Source organism: Pseudomonas sp. AIG, from assembly GCF_977020205.1.
Genome location: NZ_CDROCK010000041.1, coordinates 44680 through 64300, shown reverse-complemented (window position 1 = coordinate 64300; position 19621 = coordinate 44680). Strand labels below are relative to the sequence as shown.

At 57.4% G+C, this 19621-nt stretch carries 17 protein-coding genes; 15 read left to right on the top strand and 2 right to left on the bottom strand.

Annotated features, from left to right (window positions below):
• Nucleotides 1-183: 183 nt before the first annotated feature.
• Nucleotides 184-1473 (bottom strand): citrate synthase, encoded by a 1290-nt coding sequence (gene gltA, locus ACWR1S_RS21820; protein WP_141126761.1) that lies wholly within the window; start codon nucleotides 1471-1473, stop codon nucleotides 184-186.
• A 363-nt stretch (nucleotides 1474-1836) separates the two neighbouring features.
• On the opposite strand from gltA, the gene sdhC reads away from it, so the two are divergent.
• From sdhC to ACWR1S_RS21760, 12 genes are all read left to right on the top strand, one after another.
• A complete protein-coding gene (gene sdhC / locus ACWR1S_RS21815; RefSeq protein ID WP_016773673.1) occupies nucleotides 1837-2211 on the top strand; it encodes a succinate dehydrogenase, cytochrome b556 subunit in 375 nt (124 codons plus the stop codon).
• Nucleotides 2205-2573, top strand: coding sequence for a succinate dehydrogenase, hydrophobic membrane anchor protein (gene sdhD, locus ACWR1S_RS21810; RefSeq protein ID WP_003222999.1), 369 nt, complete (start codon nucleotides 2205-2207; stop codon nucleotides 2571-2573). The genes sdhC and sdhD overlap by 7 nt, the downstream gene beginning before the upstream one ends.
• A gap of 3 nt (nucleotides 2574-2576) precedes the next feature.
• A complete protein-coding gene (sdhA, locus tag ACWR1S_RS21805; protein WP_008077944.1) occupies nucleotides 2577-4349 on the top strand; it encodes a succinate dehydrogenase flavoprotein subunit in 1773 nt (590 codons plus the stop codon).
• Nucleotides 4350-4360: 11 nt separating this feature from the next.
• Entirely contained in the window at nucleotides 4361-5065 is a 705-nt protein-coding gene (locus ACWR1S_RS21800) for a succinate dehydrogenase iron-sulfur subunit (RefSeq protein WP_008077942.1), read from the top strand.
• Nucleotides 5066-5316: 251 nt separating this feature from the next.
• Complete coding sequence (locus tag ACWR1S_RS21795) at nucleotides 5317-8148, top strand: 2-oxoglutarate dehydrogenase E1 component (RefSeq protein WP_242209282.1); 2832 nt, start codon at nucleotides 5317-5319, stop codon at nucleotides 8146-8148.
• 42 nt (nucleotides 8149-8190) lie between these two features.
• The gene (odhB, locus tag ACWR1S_RS21790; RefSeq protein ID WP_454564934.1) at nucleotides 8191-9411 is read left to right on the top strand and encodes a 2-oxoglutarate dehydrogenase complex dihydrolipoyllysine-residue succinyltransferase; all 1221 of its coding nucleotides are present in this window, start codon (nucleotides 8191-8193) and stop codon (nucleotides 9409-9411) included.
• Between the two features lie 98 nt (nucleotides 9412-9509).
• Nucleotides 9510-10946 (top strand): dihydrolipoyl dehydrogenase, encoded by a 1437-nt coding sequence (lpdA, locus tag ACWR1S_RS21785; protein ID WP_339453598.1) that lies wholly within the window; start codon nucleotides 9510-9512, stop codon nucleotides 10944-10946.
• A gap of 182 nt (nucleotides 10947-11128) precedes the next feature.
• On the top strand, nucleotides 11129-12295 hold the full coding sequence (gene sucC, locus ACWR1S_RS21780; protein WP_038363950.1) for an ADP-forming succinate--CoA ligase subunit beta: 1167 nt from the start codon (nucleotides 11129-11131) through the stop codon (nucleotides 12293-12295).
• Nucleotides 12295-13176 carry a succinate--CoA ligase subunit alpha gene (sucD, locus tag ACWR1S_RS21775; protein WP_038363951.1) on the top strand — a complete coding sequence of 294 codons (882 nt, stop codon included), beginning with the start codon at nucleotides 12295-12297 and terminating at the stop codon, nucleotides 13174-13176. Before sucC ends, sucD begins: the two co-directional genes overlap by 1 nt.
• A gap of 319 nt (nucleotides 13177-13495) precedes the next feature.
• Entirely contained in the window at nucleotides 13496-14809 is a 1314-nt protein-coding gene (gene brnQ, locus ACWR1S_RS21770; RefSeq protein ID WP_454564933.1) for a branched-chain amino acid transport system II carrier protein, read from the top strand.
• A 257-nt stretch (nucleotides 14810-15066) separates the two neighbouring features.
• Nucleotides 15067-15804, top strand: coding sequence for a DUF599 domain-containing protein (locus tag ACWR1S_RS21765; protein WP_454564932.1), 738 nt, complete (start codon nucleotides 15067-15069; stop codon nucleotides 15802-15804).
• Nucleotides 15804-16205: an MAPEG family protein gene (locus ACWR1S_RS21760; protein WP_454564931.1), complete on the top strand. Its 402-nt coding sequence runs from the start codon at nucleotides 15804-15806 to the stop codon at nucleotides 16203-16205. Before ACWR1S_RS21765 ends, ACWR1S_RS21760 begins: the two co-directional genes overlap by 1 nt.
• Before the next feature lie 78 nt (nucleotides 16206-16283).
• On the opposite strand, the gene ACWR1S_RS21755 is transcribed toward ACWR1S_RS21760, so the two are convergent.
• Entirely contained in the window at nucleotides 16284-16520 is a 237-nt protein-coding gene (locus ACWR1S_RS21755; protein WP_007959016.1) for a hypothetical protein, read from the bottom strand.
• Between the two features lie 158 nt (nucleotides 16521-16678).
• Between ACWR1S_RS21755 and ACWR1S_RS21750 the strand changes: the two genes are divergently transcribed.
• The 3 genes from ACWR1S_RS21750 (at nucleotide 16679) to htpG (ending at nucleotide 19591) form a co-directional block, all read left to right on the top strand.
• A complete protein-coding gene (locus ACWR1S_RS21750) occupies nucleotides 16679-17155 on the top strand; it encodes a PaaI family thioesterase (protein WP_454564930.1) in 477 nt (158 codons plus the stop codon).
• On the top strand, nucleotides 17152-17604 hold the full coding sequence (locus ACWR1S_RS21745; protein ID WP_454564929.1) for a PaaI family thioesterase: 453 nt from the start codon (nucleotides 17152-17154) through the stop codon (nucleotides 17602-17604). Before ACWR1S_RS21750 ends, ACWR1S_RS21745 begins: the two co-directional genes overlap by 4 nt.
• An 82-nt stretch (nucleotides 17605-17686) precedes the next feature.
• Nucleotides 17687-19591 carry a molecular chaperone HtpG gene (gene htpG, locus ACWR1S_RS21740; RefSeq protein ID WP_454564928.1) on the top strand — a complete coding sequence of 635 codons (1905 nt, stop codon included), beginning with the start codon at nucleotides 17687-17689 and terminating at the stop codon, nucleotides 19589-19591.
• The last annotated feature ends 30 nt before the right edge of the window (nucleotides 19592-19621 follow it).

Sequence of the window (19621 nt, the reverse complement as noted above, 5' to 3'; positions counted from 1 at the left end):
AAAGCCTTTTGCTTACTTTTCGGCGTCTGGAAAAGTGAGTCGCTGTAAGAGCGAAACCGCCAGCGGCAACACCCGCAGCAACGGATATGCCCCCAAACCCCAAACCCCAGACAAACAAAAACGGCCCCTATATAAATAGAGGCCGTTCCCGGTACAACTTAAGACGTTATCGCAAGACAGGTCTTATTTGCGATCTTCCAGCTTGGAAATATCACGCGACTCGTAGCCAGTGTACAACTGGCGCGGACGGCCAATCTTGTACGGGCTGGAGAGCATCTCTTTCCAGTGCGAAATCCAGCCAACAGTACGTGCCAGCGCGAAAATCACCGTGAACATGCTGGTCGGAATGCCGATCGCCTTGAGGATAATCCCCGAGTAGAAGTCGACGTTCGGGTACAGCGAGCGTTCGATGAAGTATGGATCGGTCAGCGCGATCTCTTCCAGGCGCATGGCCAGTTCGAGTTGCGGATCGTTGTTGATGCCTAGTTCCTTCAGCACTTCGTCACAGGTCTGCTTCATGACAGTCGCGCGAGGGTCGCGGTTCTTGTAAACGCGGTGACCGAAGCCCATCAGCTTGAACGAATCGTTCTTGTCCTTGGCCTTGGCGATGAACTTGTCGATGTTCGAAACATCGCCAATCTCATCCAGCATGGTCAGCACGGCTTCGTTCGCACCGCCGTGGGCAGGGCCCCACAGTGCGGCGATACCGGCGGCGATACAGGCGAACGGGTTGGCACCCGAAGAACCTGCCAGACGCACAGTGGAAGTCGACGCGTTCTGCTCGTGGTCGGCATGAAGGATGAAGATCCGGTCCATGGCCTTGGCGAGCACCGGGCTGATCGGTTTGATCTCGCACGGGGTGTTGAACATCATGTGCAGGAAGTTTTCCGCGTACGTCAGGTCGTTGCGCGGGTACATCATGGGTTGGCCCATGGAGTACTTGTAAACCATCGCTGCCAGGGTCGGCATCTTGGCAACCAGACGGATCGCGGAGATTTCGCGATGCTGCGGGTTATTGATGTCGAGGGAGTCGTGGTAGAAGGCCGAGAGGGCGCCGACTACACCGCACATGACGGCCATCGGGTGGGCGTCGCGACGGAAACCGTTGAAGAAGGTTTTCAGCTGCTCGTGAACCATGGTGTGGTTTTTTACGGTGCTGACGAACTGGGCCTTCTGTTCTGCGGTCGGCAGTTCGCCGTTGAGCAGCAGGTAGCAGGTTTCCAGGTAGTCCGACTTTTCAGCCAGCTGTTCGATCGGGTAGCCGCGGTGCAACAGAATGCCGTTGTCGCCGTCGATATAGGTGATCTTCGACTCGCACGAGGCGGTCGACATGAAACCCGGGTCGAACGTGAAGCGGCCCGTGGCCGTCAGGCCCCGAACATCGATTACATCGGGACCAACGGTGCCGGTTAAAATGGGCAGCTCGACGGGGGCTGCGCCCTCGATGATCAACTGCGCTTTTTTGTCAGCCATGTGGCCTCCTATTTATGCTTGAACCATCAGACAGACCCCCCACGCAGGGCCCGCACCACTATAGTGAGATAAATTCGAATGTCAATTTGCCTAAAGTCTTGCTCCAGAAGGCTTTAAGCGCACTTTTTCCTCGAAATTGCCTGCCATTTACGCCTTTTATGCAACTTGTGCAATCAGCTATTGGGGGTAGGTGATTGCGTTGTCATTAGTAGCCTAACTGTCTATACTCGGCCACCGACCGCCAAGGGCTTTTGGGCTTGCTTTCATTGGGGGTCGCATCCCTGGGTGGTGGTTACCTGACCAGTGCACTCCCCAACAACTTTGCCCTGATTGTTAGGGGCTCTTCAGTGTGAAAAAAAAGCCGTGAAAAGCCAACGACCTGTAAACCTAGACCTAAGGACCATCAAACTCCCAGTCACTGCTTACACGTCCATTCTTCACCGTATCTCCGGTGTCATCCTCTTCGTGTGCCTTGCCATCATGCTTTATGCATTGGACAAGTCGCTGAGCTCCGAGGAAGGCTTCGGTCAGGTGAAAGCGTGTCTGACCAGTCCGCTAGCCAAGCTAGTGATTTGGGGCATCCTGTCCGCTCTGCTGTATCACCTGGTAGCCGGTGTGCGCCATTTGATCATGGACATGGGCATCGGTGAGACGCTGGAAGGCGGCAAGCTGGGCTCGAAAATCGTTATCGCCGTTTCCGTGGTGGTAATCGTTCTGGCAGGAGTTTGGATATGGTAACTAACGTCACGAACCTGTCGCGTTCGGGCCTCTATGACTGGATGGCGCAACGTGTGTCTGCGGTCGTTCTCGCGGCTTACTTCATCTTTCTGATCGGATACGTCGTGGCCCACCCTGGCCTCGAGTATGCCCAGTGGCATGAACTGTTCGCCCACAACGGAATGCGTATTTTCAGCCTCCTGGCCCTTGTTGCTCTCGGCGCTCACGCCTGGGTCGGCATGTGGACCATCGCGACTGACTACCTGACGCCAATGGCGTTCGGCAAGTCCGCGACGGCTATACGTTTCCTTTTCCAGGCAGTATGCGGCGTTGCGATGTTCGCTTACTTCGTCTGGGGTGTGCAGATTCTCTGGGGTATCTGAGTCATGGCTAACATTCCAACGATTTCTTTCGACGCCATCATTATTGGTGGTGGCGGTGCCGGCATGCGCGCTGCGCTGCAACTGGCACAGGGCGGTCACAAGACTGCCGTGATCACCAAGGTTTTCCCGACCCGTTCGCACACTGTATCCGCCCAAGGCGGTATCACTTGCGCAATCGCGTCTGCTGACCCGAACGATGACTGGCGCTGGCACATGTACGATACCGTCAAGGGTTCCGACTACATCGGTGACCAGGACGCTATCGAATACATGTGTCAGGAAGGCCCGGCTGCTGTTTATGAGCTGGACCACATGGGCATGCCGTTCTCGCGTACCGAACAGGGCCGTATCTATCAGCGTCCGTTCGGTGGCCAGTCCAAGGACTACGGCAAAGGCGGGCAGGCTGCCCGTACGTGCGCCGCTTCCGACCGTACCGGTCACGCACTGCTGCACACCCTTTATCAGGGCAACCTGAAAGCCGGTACCACGTTCCTGAACGAGTACTACGCTGTCGATCTGGTGAAAAACCAGGAAGGCGACTTCGTCGGTGTGATCGCGATCTGCATCGAAACCGGCGAAACCACCTACATCCGCGCCAAGGCCACCGTATTGGCTACCGGCGGTGCAGGTCGTATCTACGCTTCCACCACCAACGCCCTGATCAACACCGGTGACGGCGTCGGCATGGCTCTGCGTGCTGGCGTGCCGGTACAAGACATCGAAATGTGGCAGTTCCACCCGACCGGCATTGCCGGCGCCGGTGTGCTGGTTACAGAAGGTTGCCGTGGTGAAGGTGGTTACCTGATCAACAAGCACGGCGAGCGTTTCATGGAGCGTTATGCTCCGAACGCCAAAGACCTTGCCGGTCGTGACGTGGTTGCTCGCTCGATGGTTAAAGAAATCATCGCTGGCAACGGTTGCGGTCCGAATGGTGACCACGTACTGCTCAAGCTCGACCACCTGGGCGAGGAAGTGCTGCACAGCCGTCTGCCAGGCATCTGCGAACTGTCGAAGACTTTCGCACACGTTGACCCGGTTGTTGCGCCGGTTCCGGTTGTTCCGACTTGCCACTATATGATGGGCGGCGTTGCCACCAACATTCATGGCCAGGCGATCACCCAGGACGCTGAAGGCGTCGACAAGATCATCCCTGGTCTGTTCGCTGTGGGCGAAGTGGCTTGCGTATCGGTTCACGGTGCCAACCGTCTGGGCGGCAACTCGCTGCTCGACCTGGTGGTATTCGGCCGCGCTGCCGGCCTGCACCTGGAAAAGGCGCTGACCGACGGCATCGAATACGACGACGCTACCGAAGCCGATATCGAAGCTGCCCTGTCGCGTCTGAACGCGCTGAACAGCCGTACCGACGGTGAAGATGTGGCAACCCTGCGTCGCGAGCTGCAGAACTGCATGCAGAACTACTTCGGTGTATTCCGTACTGGCGAATACATGCAGAAAGGTATCGCTCAGCTTGCTGACCTGCGTACCCGCATCGCCAACGTGAAAATCAACGATAAGTCGCAGGCGTTCAACACTGCCCGTATCGAAGCGCTGGAACTGCAAAACCTGCTGGAAGTGGCTGAAGCTACCGCCATCGCCGCTGAAGTCCGCAAAGAGTCGCGCGGTGCTCACGCCCGTGAAGACTTCGAAGACCGTGACGACGAAAACTGGCTCTGCCACACCCTGTACTTCCCGGGTGACAAGCGCGTCACCAAGCGTGCCGTGAACTTCTCGCCGAAGACTGTTCCGACTTTTGAACCTAAGATTCGGACTTATTAAGGGTGGCCGCCATGTTGCAAGTCAGCGTTTATCGTTACAACCCTGATCAGGACGCCGCGCCGTTCATGCAGGAATTCCAGATCGATACCGGTGGTAAAGATCTGATGGTGCTGGACGTACTGGCCCTGATCAAAGAGCAGGACGAAGGTTTCTCCTATCGTCGCTCTTGCCGTGAAGGCGTTTGCGGTTCCGACGGCATGAACATCAACGGCAAGAACGGTCTGGCGTGCATCACGCCGCTGTCTGCGGTTGTAAAAGGTAACAAGTTGGTTGTTCGTCCGCTGCCAGGTTTGCCGGTTATCCGTGACCTGGTCGTCGATATGAGCATCTTCTACAAGCAATACGAAAAGGTGAAGCCTTACCTGCAGAACGACACGCCGGCTCCGGCCATCGAGCGTCTGCAGTCGCCAGAAGAGCGCGAAAAGCTCGACGGTCTGTACGAGTGCATCCTGTGCGCTTGCTGCTCGACCTCTTGCCCGTCCTTCTGGTGGAACCCGGACAAGTTCCTGGGTCCAGCTGCACTGCTGCAAGCTTATCGCTTCCTTGCAGACAGCCGTGACACCAAGACCAACGAGCGTCTGGCTTCGCTCGATGACCCGTTCAGCGTCTTCCGCTGCCGGGGCATCATGAACTGCGTCAACGTATGTCCGAAAGGCCTGAACCCGACTAAGGCCATCGGTCACATCCGTAACATGCTGCTTTCGAGCGGCGTGTGATTCAGCTGCTGTAACCGCTGCACCGTAGAGGCTGTGGCGCGGGCTTCAACCCGCGTCATGGCTATAACCAGAGCAGTAGCCACAAGCTGCCGCTCTTATTTTGAAGAAATGAGACAAGCAGGGGCATCCGGGCTGGTACCCGGACTATCAGTGTGATCCTAAGTGGCTTGTTTTAGTCGCTGCATTCGGACTTCTGCAAGTTTGCTCGGTGTCGACATCGATGGTGTTCCCCTAACCGAGGGTGACCAAGCATGCAAGAAAGCGTGATGCAGCGCATGTGGAACAGCGCCTACCTTTCAGGTGGAAACGCTGCCTATGTGGAAGAGCTTTATGAGCTCTACCTGCACGACCCTAACGCTGTGCCAGAAGAGTGGCGCACCTACTTTCAGAAGTTGCCTGCCGACGGCAACTCTGCCACTGATGTTTCGCACTCGACAATTCGCGATCATTTCGTGCTGCTGGCAAAGAACCAGCGCCGCGCTCAACCGGTTTCCGCCGGCAGCGTGAGCAGTGAGCACGAAAAGAAGCAAGTTGAAGTGCTGCGATTGATCCAGGCCTACCGTATGCGTGGCCACCAGGCAGCCCAGCTTGACCCGCTGGGGCTGTGGCAGCGTCCTGCACCTGCAGACCTGTCGATCAATCATTACGGCTTGACCAATGCCGATCTTGATACGACCTTCCGTGCCGGCGACCTGTTCATCGGCAAAGAGGAAGCGAGCCTACGCGAAATTCACGAAGCGTTGCAGCAGACATATTGCCGCACCATCGGCGCTGAATTTACGCACATCACCGATTCCGAGCAGCGCCAGTGGTTCCAGCAGCGTCTGGAAAGCGTGCGTGGTCGTCCGACGTACTCCGCCGACATCAAGAGCCACCTGCTTGAGCGCGTGACCGCCGGTGAAGGCCTGGAAAAATACCTGGGCACCAAATACCCGGGCACCAAGCGTTTCGGTCTGGAAGGCGGCGAAAGCCTGATTCCGATGCTCGACGAACTGATCCAGCGTTCCGGTTCCTACGGCACCAAGGAAGTCGTCATCGGCATGGCCCACCGTGGCCGTCTGAACGTGCTGGTCAACACCTTCGGCAAGAACCCGCGCGAGCTGTTCGACGAGTTTGAAGGCAAGAAGAAGGTCGAGCTGGGTTCCGGTGACGTTAAATATCACCAGGGCTTCTCGTCCAACGTGATGACCGCCGGCGGTGAAGTTCACCTGGCCATGGCGTTCAACCCGTCCCACCTGGAAATCGTTTCCCCGGTGGTAGAAGGTTCGGTTCGCGCCCGTCAGGATCGTCGTAACGACCCGACCGGTGAGAAGGTTCTGCCGATCTCCATCCACGGTGACGCTGCATTCGCAGGTCAGGGCGTGGTCATGGAAACCTTCCAGATGTCGCAGACCCGCGGTTTCAAGACCGGCGGTACCGTGCACATCGTGATCAACAACCAGGTCGGTTTCACCATCAGCAACCCGCTGGACTCGCGTTCCACCGAGTACGCCACCGACGTTGCGAAGATGATCCAGGCGCCGATCCTCCATGTGAATGGTGATGATCCGGAAGCCGTGTTGTTCGTGACCCAGCTGGCCATCGACTACCGCATGCAGTTCAAGCGTGACGTGGTGATCGACCTGGTCTGCTACCGTCGTCGCGGCCACAACGAGGCCGACGAGCCTAGCGGCACCCAGCCTCTGATGTACCAGCAGATCACCAAACAGCGCACCACCCGTGAGCTGTACGCTGATCGTCTGACCCAGGGCGGTGTGCTGGACGCAGAGCGTGTTCAGGCGAAAGTCGACGAATACCGCAACGCGCTGGACAACGGTCTGCACGTGGTGAAGTCGCTGGTCAAAGAGCCGAACAAAGAGCTGTTCGTGGACTGGCGTCCGTATCTGGGCCACGCCTGGACTGCGCGTCACGACACTCGCTTTGATCTGAAGACCCTGCAAGAACTGTCCGCCAAGCTGCTGGAAATTCCGGAAGGCTTCGTGGTTCAGCGTCAGGTCGCGAAGATCTACGAAGACCGTCAGAAGATGCAAGCCGGCGGCCTGCCGATCAACTGGGGTTACGCCGAAACCATGGCGTACGCGACCCTGGCGTTCGAAGGTCACCCGATCCGCATGACCGGTCAGGACATCGGCCGCGGTACGTTCTCGCACCGTCACGCCGTGTTGCACAACCAGAAAGACGCGGGCACCTACATTCCTCTGCAGCACCTGTACGACGGTCAGCCACGTTTTGACCTGTACGACTCGTTCCTGTCGGAAGAAGCGGTACTGGCGTTCGAATACGGTTACTCGACCACCACGCCGGATGCGCTGGTGATCTGGGAAGCCCAGTTCGGCGACTTCGCCAACGGTGCACAGGTTGTTATCGACCAGTTCATCACCAGCGGCGAGCACAAGTGGGGCCGTCTCTGCGGTCTGACCATGCTGCTGCCACACGGTTACGAAGGTCAGGGCCCTGAGCACAGCTCGGCACGTCTTGAGCGTTACCTGCAACTGTGCGCCGAGCACAACATTCAGGTAGCGGTACCGACCACGCCAGCACAGATCTACCACTTGCTGCGTCGTCAGGTGATTCGTCCGCTGCGCAAACCGCTGATCGTGCTGACGCCGAAGTCCCTTCTGCGCCACAAGCTGGCCATCTCGACCCTGGAAGATCTGGCCGAAGGTTCGTTCCAGACCGTGATCCCGGAAATCGATGCACTGGACCCGAAAAAGGTCGAGCGCGTTGTTCTGTGTAGCGGCAAGGTCTACTACGACCTGCTGGAAAAACGCCGTGCCGAAGGCCGTGAAGATATCGCCATCGTGCGTATCGAGCAGCTGTACCCATTCCCTGAGGACGACTTGAAAGAAGTCCTGGCTCCGTACACCAACGTCAAAAATGCCGTTTGGTGTCAGGAAGAGCCGATGAACCAGGGCGCCTGGTACTGCAGCCAGCACCACTTGCGTCGCAGCATCGGTAACCTCGACAAGTCTCTCGTACTTGAGTACGCGGGCCGTGAGGCTTCTGCTGCCCCAGCTTGTGGTTACGCATCGATGCACGCCGAGCAGCAGGAAAAACTCCTGCAAGCCGCGTTTACCATTTAATGCCTTCGCGCACCTGAAACCGAATTTAAGGAACTACAGATAATGGCTATCGAGATCAAAGCCCCCACTTTCCCGGAATCGGTTGCCGATGGCACCGTTGCCACCTGGCACAAAAAACCGGGCGACGCCGTCAAGCGTGACGACCTGATCGTCGACATCGAAACTGACAAAGTCGTACTGGAAGTTCTGGCTACCGCCGACGGCGTGCTGGGCGCAATCGTCAAGAACGAAGGCGACACCGTTCTGTCCGACGAAGTGCTGGGCTCCATCGAAGCGGGCGGCGCTGCTGCCGCTGCTCCAGCCGCCGCTGCTGCTCCAGCCGCTGCCGCTGCACCGGCTGCTGCCGAAGGCGAAGACGATCCTGTTGCTGCTCCAGCCGCGCGCAAGCTGGCTGAAGAAAACGGCATCAACATCGCTTCCGTTGCCGGCACCGGCAAAGGCGGTCGTGTGACCAAGGAAGACGTGGTTGCAGCTGTTGCTGCCAAGAAAGCCGCTCCGGCTGCCGCGCCTGCCAAGGCTGCTGCTCCTTCGGCCGCCGCGCCTGTGTTCGCCGCTGGCGACCGCATCGAGAAGCGCGTACCGATGACCCGCGTTCGTGCCACTGTGGCCAAGCGTCTGGTTGAAGCTCAGTCGAACATGGCGATGCTGACCACGTTCAACGAAGTCGACATGACCGAAGTCATGGCCCTGCGTTCGAAGTACAAAGACCTGTTTGAGAAGTCCCACAACGGCGTACGCCTGGGCTTCATGTCGTTCTTCGTGAAAGCGGCTACCGAAGCGCTGAAACGCTTCCCGGCTGTTAACGCATCGATCGACGGCGCTGACATCGTTTACCACGGCTACGCGGACATCGGCGTTGCCGTTTCCAGCGATCGTGGCCTGGTGGTTCCGGTTCTGCGTAACGCCGAGCTGATGAGCCTGGCTGAAATCGAAGGCGGCATCGCCACTTTCGGCAAGAAAGCCCGTGACGGCAAATTGTCGATGGACGAGATGACCGGTGGTACCTTCACCATCACCAACGGTGGTACCTTCGGTTCGATGATGTCGACCCCGATCGTCAACCCGCCGCAGGCAGCGATTCTGGGCATGCACAACATCATCCAGCGTCCTATGGCCATCAACGGTCAGGTCGTTATCCGTCCGATGATGTACCTGGCACTGTCCTACGATCACCGTCTGATCGATGGCAAAGAAGCTGTGACTTTCCTGGTGACCATCAAGAACCTGCTGGAAGATCCGGCTCGTCTGTTGCTGGATATTTGATAGAAGCAGCTGCAAGTCTCAAGCTGCAAGCTGCGAGTAACCGCAGTTTGGCTTGAGGCTTGCGGCTTCACGCTTGCTGCAAAAAAGAGGATTTTTGAATGTCGCAGAAATTTGACGTAGTAGTGATCGGTGCTGGCCCTGGTGGCTACGTGGCTGCCATCAAGGCGGCGCAGCTGGGTCTGACCACTGCCTGCATCGAGAAGTACACCGACGCAGAAGGCAAGCAAGCCCTGGGCGGTACCTGCCTGAACGTGGGCTGCATTCCTTCCAAGGCGCTGCTCGACAGCTCCTGGAAATACAAGGAAGCGAAAGAAAGCTTCAACGTTCACGGTATCTCGACCGGCGAAGTCAAAATGGACGTCGCTGCGATGGTTGGCCGCAAGGCTGGCATCGTCAAGAACCTGACCGGCGGCGTTGCCACCCTGTTCAAGGCCAACGGCGTAACTTCGATCCAAGGTCACGGCAAACTGCTGGCTGGCAAGAAAGTCGAAGTCACCAAGCCAGACGGCTCGGTTGAAGTCATCGAAGCTGAAAACGTGATCCTGGCGCCAGGTTCGCGTCCGATCGACATTCCGCCGGCTCCAGTTGATCAGAAAGTCATCGTCGATTCGACTGGCGCACTGGAATTCCAAACCGTACCTAAGCGTCTGGGCGTGATCGGCGCTGGCGTGATCGGTCTGGAACTGGGTTCGGTGTGGTCGCGTCTGGGCTCCGAAGTTGTTGTTCTGGAAGCTCTGGACACTTTCCTGATGGCAGCGGACACCGCTGTTTCCAAGGAAGCGCTGAAAACCCTGACCAAACAAGGTCTGGACATCAAACTGGGCGCTCGCGTAACCGGCTCGAAAGTGAACGGCGACGAAGTCGTTGTGAGCTACACCGATGCCAACGGCGAACAGACCATCACGTTCGACAAGCTGATCGTAGCCGTTGGTCGCCGTCCGGTGACCACTGATCTGCTGGCTGCCGACAGCGGCGTGACCCTCGACGAGCGCGGTTTCGTGCACGTTGACGATCATTGTGCGACCACCGTACCGGGCGTTTTCGCCATTGGTGACGTGGTTCGCGGCATGATGCTGGCTCACAAGGCTTCGGAAGAAGGCATCATGGTTGTCGAGCGCATCAAGGGCCACAAAGCCCAGATGAACTATGACCTGATCCCTTCGGTTATTTATACTCACCCGGAAATCGCGTGGGTTGGCAAAACCGAGCAGGCCTTGAAAGCTGAAGGCGTTGAAGTTAACGTCGGCACCTTCCCGTTCGCCGCTTCCGGCCGTGCCATGGCCGCCAACGATACCGGTGGTTTCGTCAAGGTCATCGCTGATGCCAAGACTGACCGCGTATTGGGCGTGCACGTGATTGGTCCGAGCGCTGCAGAACTGGTTCAGCAGGGCGCGATCGGTATGGAATTCGGCACCAGCGCTGAAGACCTGGGCATGATGGTTTTCTCCCATCCGACCCTGTCTGAAGCCTTGCACGAAGCTGCTCTGGCTGTGAATGGCGGCGCCATCCACATTGCCAACCGCAAAAAGCGTTAACAGACAATAAGAAACCACGGCGGTAACGGCCCGTCGTGAGCCTTGCGAGCAAGTCTCACCGCGGAATGTCCGCTGGACGCAGTCTTGCGTAGCTCAGCTACGCAAGCAGCAGTCACAGGTGGCGCGGCACTCAAATGAGCGCAGCGCCGAATGCGCAGTACCTAACGAAGACGGTAAAAAGCATGAATCTTCACGAGTATCAGGGTAAGCAGCTGTTCGCTGAATACGGCCTGCCAGTTTCCACTGGTTACGCAGTAGACACCCCGGAAGCAGCAGCAGAAGCTTGCGACAAAATCGGCGGCAGCGAGTGGGTTGTCAAAGCCCAGGTCCACGCCGGTGGTCGCGGTAAAGCGGGCGGCGTCAAGCTGGTTCGCAGCAAAGAAGACGCCAAAGCCTTCGCACAGCAGTGGCTGGGCAAGCGTCTGGTGACTTACCAGACTGACGCCAATGGCCAGCCAGTCACCAAGATCCTGGTTGAATCGTGCACTGATATCGCTAAAGAGCTGTACCTGGGCGCTGTCGTTGACCGTTCGAGCCGTCGCATCGTGTTCATGGCCTCCACCGAAGGTGGCGTGGACATCGAAAAAATCGCTCACGACACTCCAGAAAAAATTCTCAAGGCCACTATCGATCCACTGGTTGGCGCTCTGCCATGCCAAGGTCGCGAGCTGGCATTCCAGCTGGGTCTGGAAGGCAAGCAGGTCAATCAGTTCGCCAAGATCTTCGTAGGTCTGGCCAAACTGTTCAAGGATCACGACCTGGCTCTGCTGGAAGTGAACCCGCTGGTGATCAAGGCTGACGGCGATCTGCACTGCCTGGACGCCAAGATCAACATCGACGCCAACGCCATGTACCGTCAGCCTAAGCTGAAGGCTTTCCACGATCCGTCGCAGGACGATCCGCGCGAAGCGCACGCTGCCAAGTTCGAACTGAACTACGTAGCACTGGAAGGCAACATCGGCTGCATGGTCAACGGTGCTGGCCTGGCCATGGGGACCATGGACATCGTCAACCTGCATGGCGGCAAGCCAGCCAACTTCCTCGACGTAGGTGGTGGCGCTACCAAAGAACGCGTAACTGAAGCGTTCAAGATCATCCTGTCCGACACCAACGTCGCTGCAGTACTGGTCAACATCTTCGGCGGCATCGTTCGCTGCGACATGATTGCCGAAGGCATCATCGGCGCTGTGAAAGAAGTCGGCGTGAAAATCCCGGTTGTTGTTCGCCTTGAAGGCAACAACGCTGAGCTGGGCGCTAAAGTACTGGCAGAAAGCGGTTTGAACATCATCGCTGCTACCAGCCTGACCGACGCTGCTCAACAAGTTGTCAAAGCTGCGGAGGGCAAATAATGAGCGTCCTGATCAATAAAGACACCAAAGTTATCTGCCAGGGTATTACCGGTTCGCAAGGTAGTTTCCACACCCAGCAAGCCATCGAATACGGCACCAAGATGGTTGGCGGCGTAACTCCTGGTAAAGGCGGCACCGAGCACCTGGGTCTGCCAGTGTTCAACACCGTTAAAGACGCAGTTGCAGCCACTGGCGCTACCGCCTCTGTTATCTACGTTCCGGCTCCTTTCTGCAAAGACTCGATCCTGGAAGCAGCATTCGGCGGCATCAAGCTGATCGTCTGCATCACCGAAGGCATTCCTACCCTGGACATGCTGGACGCCAAAGTTACGTGCGACGAGCTGGGCGTAGTCCTGATCGGCCCTAACTGCCCAGGCGTGATCACCCCAGGCGAATGCAAGATCGGCATCATGCCAGGTCACATTCACTTGCCAGGCAAGGTCGGTATCGTTTCGCGTTCCGGCACCCTGACCTACGAAGCTGTGAAGCAGACTACTGACGCCGGTTTCGGTCAGTCGACTTGCGTCGGCATCGGTGGTGACCCGATCCCGGGTTCGAACTTCATCGACATCCTGAAGCTGTTCCAGGAAGACCCGAAGACCGAAGCGATCGTCATGATCGGTGAGATCGGCGGTTCGGCTGAAGAAGAAGCGGCTGCCTACATCAAGGCACACGTGACCAAGCCGGTTGTTTCCTACATCGCGGGTGTGACTGCTCCTCCGGGCAAGCGCATGGGCCATGCTGGCGCAATCATCTCTGGCGGCAAAGGCACTGCAGACGAGAAATTCGCTGCGCTGCAAGACGCAGGTGTTAAAACCGTGCGTTCGCTGGCAGACATCGGCAAGGCCCTGGCCGAGCTGACCGGTTGGGCTGTCAAGTAAGCCACGCGCTTAGCTGACGCTTCACCAAACAAAGGCCACCTTCGGGTGGCCTTTGTCGTTTCTGGCATTCGCTGATTTATAGACTTGCCCCCAATTACATGCAAAAACGCGACACGGAAACGTCGCGTATCGGATAGTTCGCCCTCTAACAGTGCGTTTGCAAAGCAAATTCGTTAGGCTAGCAGCCATTTTTGCGTCTGCCGCCCACAAGGCATGCAACGCGCTTTAAGGGTCAGTCCCATACGGATCGACAGCATTTCCCTAATTACACAGGGCAATCCCCCTCTAAATTCCGATTCAGTAGTGTGGTATTACCTTAATGAAAGTTTTGAAAGGTCAGGACATCCTGGCACTTGGTTTTATGACGTTTGCTCTGTTCGTTGGGGCTGGCAACATCATTTTCCCGCCGATCGTGGGCTTGCAGGCCGGGCCTCACGTCTGGATGGCCGCGCTGGGCTTCCTGATCACCGCGGTGGGTCTGCCGGTGATCACCGTCGTTGCACTGGCCAAGGTCGGTGGGGCGATGGATGCGCTGAGCAGCCCGATCGGCAAGATCGCCGGCGGCATTCTCGCGGCGGCGTGCTATCTGGCGGTCGGCCCGTTATTCGCCACCCCGCGTACCGCGACCGTATCGTTCGAAGTAGGGCTGGCGCCGTTGACTGGCGAAAGCCCGCTGGCACTGTTCCTCTACAGCTCGGTGTACTTCCTGCTGGTGTTTTTCATCTCGCTCTACCCTGGGCGTTTGCTGGACACCGTTGGCCGCTTCCTCGCGCCATTGAAGATCATCGCGCTGGCAGTCCTCGGCATCGCTGCATTTGCCCTGCCGGCAGGTGACATCGGCCAAGGCACGCCGGAATACGTCGCGGCACCGTTCTCCCAAGGCTTTATCAATGGTTACCTGACCATGGATACCCTCGGGGCGCTGGTGTTCGGCATCGTCATCGTTAACGCGATCCGCTCTCGTGGCGTCGAGTCGCCGGTGCTGATCACCCGTTACGCGATCATCGCTGGCCTGATCGCCGGCGTCGGTCTGGCGCTGGTGTATATCAGCCTGTTCCGTCTCGGTTCCGGCAGCCACGAAGTGGCCGTGGGCGCGACCAACGGCGCAGCGGTGCTGCACGCGTATGTGCAACACACCTTCGGTTCGCTGGGCAGCGGTTTCCTCGCGGTATTGATCTCACTGGCGTGTCTGGTGACGGCGGTCGGTCTGACTTGTGCGTGTGCCGAATACTTCAGCCGTGTGCTGCCACTGTCTTATAAGACCCTGGTGATCATTCTGGCGGCGTTCTCGCTGCTGGTATCCAACCTGGGCCTGACCAAGCTGATTGCCTTCTCGATTCCGGTGCTGACCGCGATCTACCCGCCGTGCATCGTGTTGGTGGCGCTGAGCTTCTGCAAAGACTTCTGGCATGAGCACGGCCGTATCCTCGGTCCGGTGATGCTGGTGTCGTTTGTGTTCGGCACCATCGACGCGTTGAAAGGCGCCGGTCTGGCCGACTGGATGCCATCGCAGTTGTCGCACCTGCCGCTCAGCGAGCAGGGCCTCGCGTGGCTGGTGCCGTGCGTGATGACCCTGGTGGTCGCAGTGGTTTGCGATCGCCTGCTGGGCAAGCGCAGCGAAGCAGTTGCCTGACGTTGTCTGACCCGCCAAAAGCGGGTCTTCAACGCTTAAACAGAAATGCCCCGTATCAATCGATACGGGGCATTTTTTATGCGCGTCAGGCAGTGTCTTTTTCCCTGAGCTAACGTCGAAGGGGTGCATCGCTTTTATGTAGGAGTGAGCCTGCTCGCGATAGCGGTGTGTCAGGCAACTTCAATGGTGATTGACACACCGCTATCGCGAGCAGGCTCACTCCTACAGGTACAGCATCTATATCCACAGGGAATTGCATGTCGTTCATCCAGGCCAATCTGATCCATCTGCTTGCCGCCGTCTGGTTTGTCATCTGCTGGGGCGGTTACACCCGTTATGCCTCCTGGAAGGGCCGCGATACAGCGTGTCTGGCCAGCGTGCTGCACCTGTACCGCGAAGACTGGATGCGCCGCATGTTGCTGCGTGACAACCGCATCGCCGACGCCAGCGTGATCGGTAATCTTGAGCGCAACGCCTCGTTCTTCGCCTCCAGCACTTTGATCATCCTCGCCGGCATTCTCACTGTGCTGGGCGCATCGGAGCGGGCGGTTTCGTTGCTGGCAGACATTCCGATGGTGCAACAGGCGTCGCAGGGCATGTCGGAAATCAAGTTGCTGTGTCTGGCGATGGTGTTCGTCTATGCCTTCTTCACCTTTAGCTGGTGCATGCGTCAGTACAATTTTGCGGCGGTTTTGGTCGGCTCGGCGCCAATGATCGGTGAGCGACATGTCTCCGAACAGGAGCGCAAGGCGTTCGCTGCGCGGGCGGCGCGGGTGATTTCAATGGCGGCCAACCAGTTCAACTTCGGGCTGCGCTCTTACTACTTCGGCATGACCATGCTGGCGTGGTTCGTCAGCCCGTGGCTGTTCATGCTGATGAGCGGCGGTGTGGTATTGGTCTTGTACCGTCGCGAGTTTCATTCCGACGTTCTCGATGTCATGGTCTATACCCCTACAGAAGCCCCCATTCCCGAGACAAACAAAGAGGTCGCTTGATGAGTATTCCGTTCTGGTGTGTGTTTATCACTGCGCTGTTGATTTATATCGCGCGTCTGCCGGTGGGCAAGGCGATGAAAGAGCAGGGCGGTTACAACAACCACTTGCCGCGTCAGCAACAAGCGCAATTGACCGGCTACGGTGCTCGGGCGCTGGCGGCGCATCAGAATACGATTGAAGCGTTCATGTTGTTTGCGGTCGGCGTGTTGATGGCGCATACCACGCAAACGGCAGGATGGCTGATCGATACATTGGCAATCGTTTTTGTTATCGCGCGGATCCTCTACTTGTGGCTCTATCTGGCTGACCAGCCCAAGCTGCGCAGCCTGGTTTGGGTAGTTGGCTTACTGTGCTCGCTGTTACTGATGATTAGTCCGACTTTTAGAACTGTCTTGCTCTAAGGTGAGCTTGGCGCTAAATCACAGGCAAAAGAAAACCCGCACTTGGCGGGTTTTCTTTTTTCTGCAGCAAAAAGCGAATTATTGCTTCTTGGCAGCTTCTTCTTGAGCAGCAGCGTTCGATTCAGCCTGAGCTTTGGCAGCTTCGGCGTTTTCTTTCGCGGCGTCGTTCACTTTATCCTGAGCTTTGTTCATGTCTTGCTGAGCTTGTTCAGCATGTTGGTTGGCATCTTGAGCTTTGTCCTCGGATTTTTTATCGCAGGCAGCGAGACCGAGGGAAGCGGTCAACATCAAGGCAATAGCTAAAGTCTTACGCATGGGGTGTTTCTCCTTATGGAAAATAACTACTGGCCTTAAGAACCCAGCGCTACAGGTTAAGTTCCTCATTTCTTTCAGATATATAAGTTTGTTTTTACACGGAACTTTTGCTGTATCGCTGACTACTGGCACCAGGCTCTAACGAGAGTAATTATCAAATGGCCGAAAACAGCGTTTTTGAGCGTGCGACGCGATTTTTATCAGCGTTGCGTCACTGTCAGGTACTCGGTTTGCAGTTGCACAGCGCTTCCAGCGAAGGGCTCACGGTGATTCTTCCGTACAGCGCGAAAATCGTCGGTAATCCTGAAAACGGGGTAATCCATGGCGGTGCCATTACTTCATTGATGGACACGGCCTGCGGGATGTCGACCTTATGTGTACTGCCGGAATTCGAGGTGTGCCCGACCCTCGACTTGCGCATCGACTACATGCATGCCGCCGAGCCGAACAAGGATGTGTATGGCTTCGCCCAGTGTTATCGCGTGACCACCGATGTGATCTTCGCCCGTGGCTTTGCTTACCAGGATGATCCCGAGCATCCCATCGCCCATGTCGTCGGCACCTTCATGCGCATGGGCAAGGGCCTTAAAGGCACCAAAGGTTTCGGCGGCGCGATCAAGGGAGAAAATCGGTGAGCGAAGACCTCAAGCAACAATTGCAGCAGGCCCATGCAGAGGGTGATTACGCGCCATTGCTGAAACTGATTCCGTACGCCGGACTGATCGGCATCGAATGCTCACGCGTCGGTGATGACCTGCTATTCAAACTGCCGGCGAACAAGGACAACATTGGTAACCCTTTATTGCCGGCGATCCACGGCGGGGTGATTGCCGGGTTCATGGAGCTGGCCGCCGCCCTGCATCTGTTGATTTTTACCGGTGCGCCCGGCGTGCCAAAGATTATCGACTTCTCCCTCGATTATCTGCGCGCCGGGCAGTTTCGCGATACCTGGGCCAAGTGTCAGGTCTGCCGTCAGGGGCGCCGCGTCGCCAACGTCGCCATCACGGCCTGGCAAAGCACCGAAAGCGAGCCTATTGCCACCGCCCGTGCACATTTCAAAATCGATGAGCCCTTGAAATCCTGAACAGCGCCCCAAACTCACAAGACAACCCGCCGCCGACCATTTCGGGTCGCGGCCACTGCCATCTGATTGGAGTTTGATGACCATGAGTGTGGAAACTCAAAAGGAAACCCTGGGCTTCCAGACCGAGGTAAAGCAGCTGCTGCACCTCATGATCCATTCGCTGTATTCCAACAAGGAAATTTTCCTTCGCGAATTGATCTCGAACGCCTCTGACGCTGTCGACAAGCTGCGCTTCGAAGCCCTGGCCAAGCCAGAGTTGCTCGAAGGTGGTGCAGATCTGAAAATCCGTGTGAGCTTCGACAAGGACGCCAAGTCCGTCACCCTCGAAGACAACGGTATCGGCATGAACCGTGACGATGTGATCACCCACCTGGGGACCATCGCCAAATCGGGCACTGCCGATTTCATGAAGAATCTCTCGGGCGATCAGAAGAAAGATTCGCACCTGATCGGCCAGTTCGGCGTCGGTTTCTACTCGGCGTTCATCGTTGCCGACCAGGTTGACGTTTACTCCCGTCGCGCCGGCACTCCGGCCAGCGAAGGCGTGCACTGGTCGTCGAAAGGCGAGGGCGAGTTCGAAGTTGCGAACATCGACAAGCCAGAGCGCGGCACCCGTATTGTCCTGCACCTGAAAGCTGCGGAAGACGAATTCGCCGATGGCTGGCGTCTGCGTAACATCATCAAGAAGTACTCCGACCACATCGCTTTGCCGATCGAGCTGCCGAAAGAGGCAACCGCCGCTGAAGGCGAAGAGGCTCCTGCCGTTGAATGGGAAACCGTCAACCGCGCCAGCGCCCTGTGGACCCGTCCGCGCACTGAAGTGAAGGACGAGGAATACCAGGAGTTCTACAAGCACATCGCTCACGACTTTGAAAACCCGCTGGCCTGGAGCCACAACAAAGTCGAAGGCAAGCTTGAATACAGCTCGTTGCTGTACGTGCCGGCCCGCGCGCCGTTCGACCTGTACCAGCGTGAAGCGCCGAAAGGCCTGAAGCTGTACGTGCAACGCGTGTTCGTCATGGATCAGGCCGAGTCGTTCCTGCCGCTGTACCTGCGCTTCATCAAAGGCGTGGTCGATTCCAACGACCTGTCGCTGAACGTGTCGCGGGAAATCCTGCAGAAAGACCCGATCATCGATTCGATGAAGACCGCGCTGACCAAGCGCGTGCTCGACATGCTGGAAAAACTGGCGAAAAACGAGCCTGAGCAATACAAAGGTTTCTGGAAAAACTTCGGTCAGGTCATGAAAGAAGGCCCGGCTGAAGACTTCGCCAACAAAGAGAAAATTGCCGGTCTGCTGCGTTTCGCATCGACCAATGGCGACGACGGCGAGCAGATCGTTGGTCTGGCTGACTACCTGGCCCGCGCCAAGGAAGGTCAGGACAAGATCTACTACCTCACCGGCGAAACCTACGCGCAGGTCAAAAATAGCCCGCACCTGGAAGTCTTCCGCAAGAAAGGCATCGAAGTGCTGCTGCTGACCGACCGCATCGACGAGTGGCTGATGAGCTACCTCAGCGAGTTCGACGGCAAGACTTTCGTTGACGTGGCACGTGGTGATCTTGATCTGGGCAATCTGGACTCGGAAGAGGACAAGAAAGCCGCAGAAGAAGTCGCCAAGTCCAAAGAAGGTCTGGTTGAGCGTCTGAAAACCGCGCTGGGCGATTCCGTGGCTGAAGTCCGCGTATCGCATCGACTGACCGACTCGCCGGCCATTCTGGCCATCGGCGAGCAGGATCTGGGTCTGCAAATGCGCCAGATCCTCGAAGCCAGCGGGCAAAAAGTGCCGGATTCGAAGCCAATCTTCGAATTCAACCCAAGCCACCCGCTGATCGAGAAACTCGATGGCGAGCAGAGCGAAGAGCGGTTCGGCGATCTGTCGCACATCCTCTTCGATCAGGCAGCCCTGGCTGCCGGCGACAGCTTGAAAGATCCGGCCGCTTATGTGCGCCGCCTGAACAAGCTGTTGGTTGAACTGTCGGTTTAACCAAGTCGTAGAAAAACCCGCTTCGGCGGG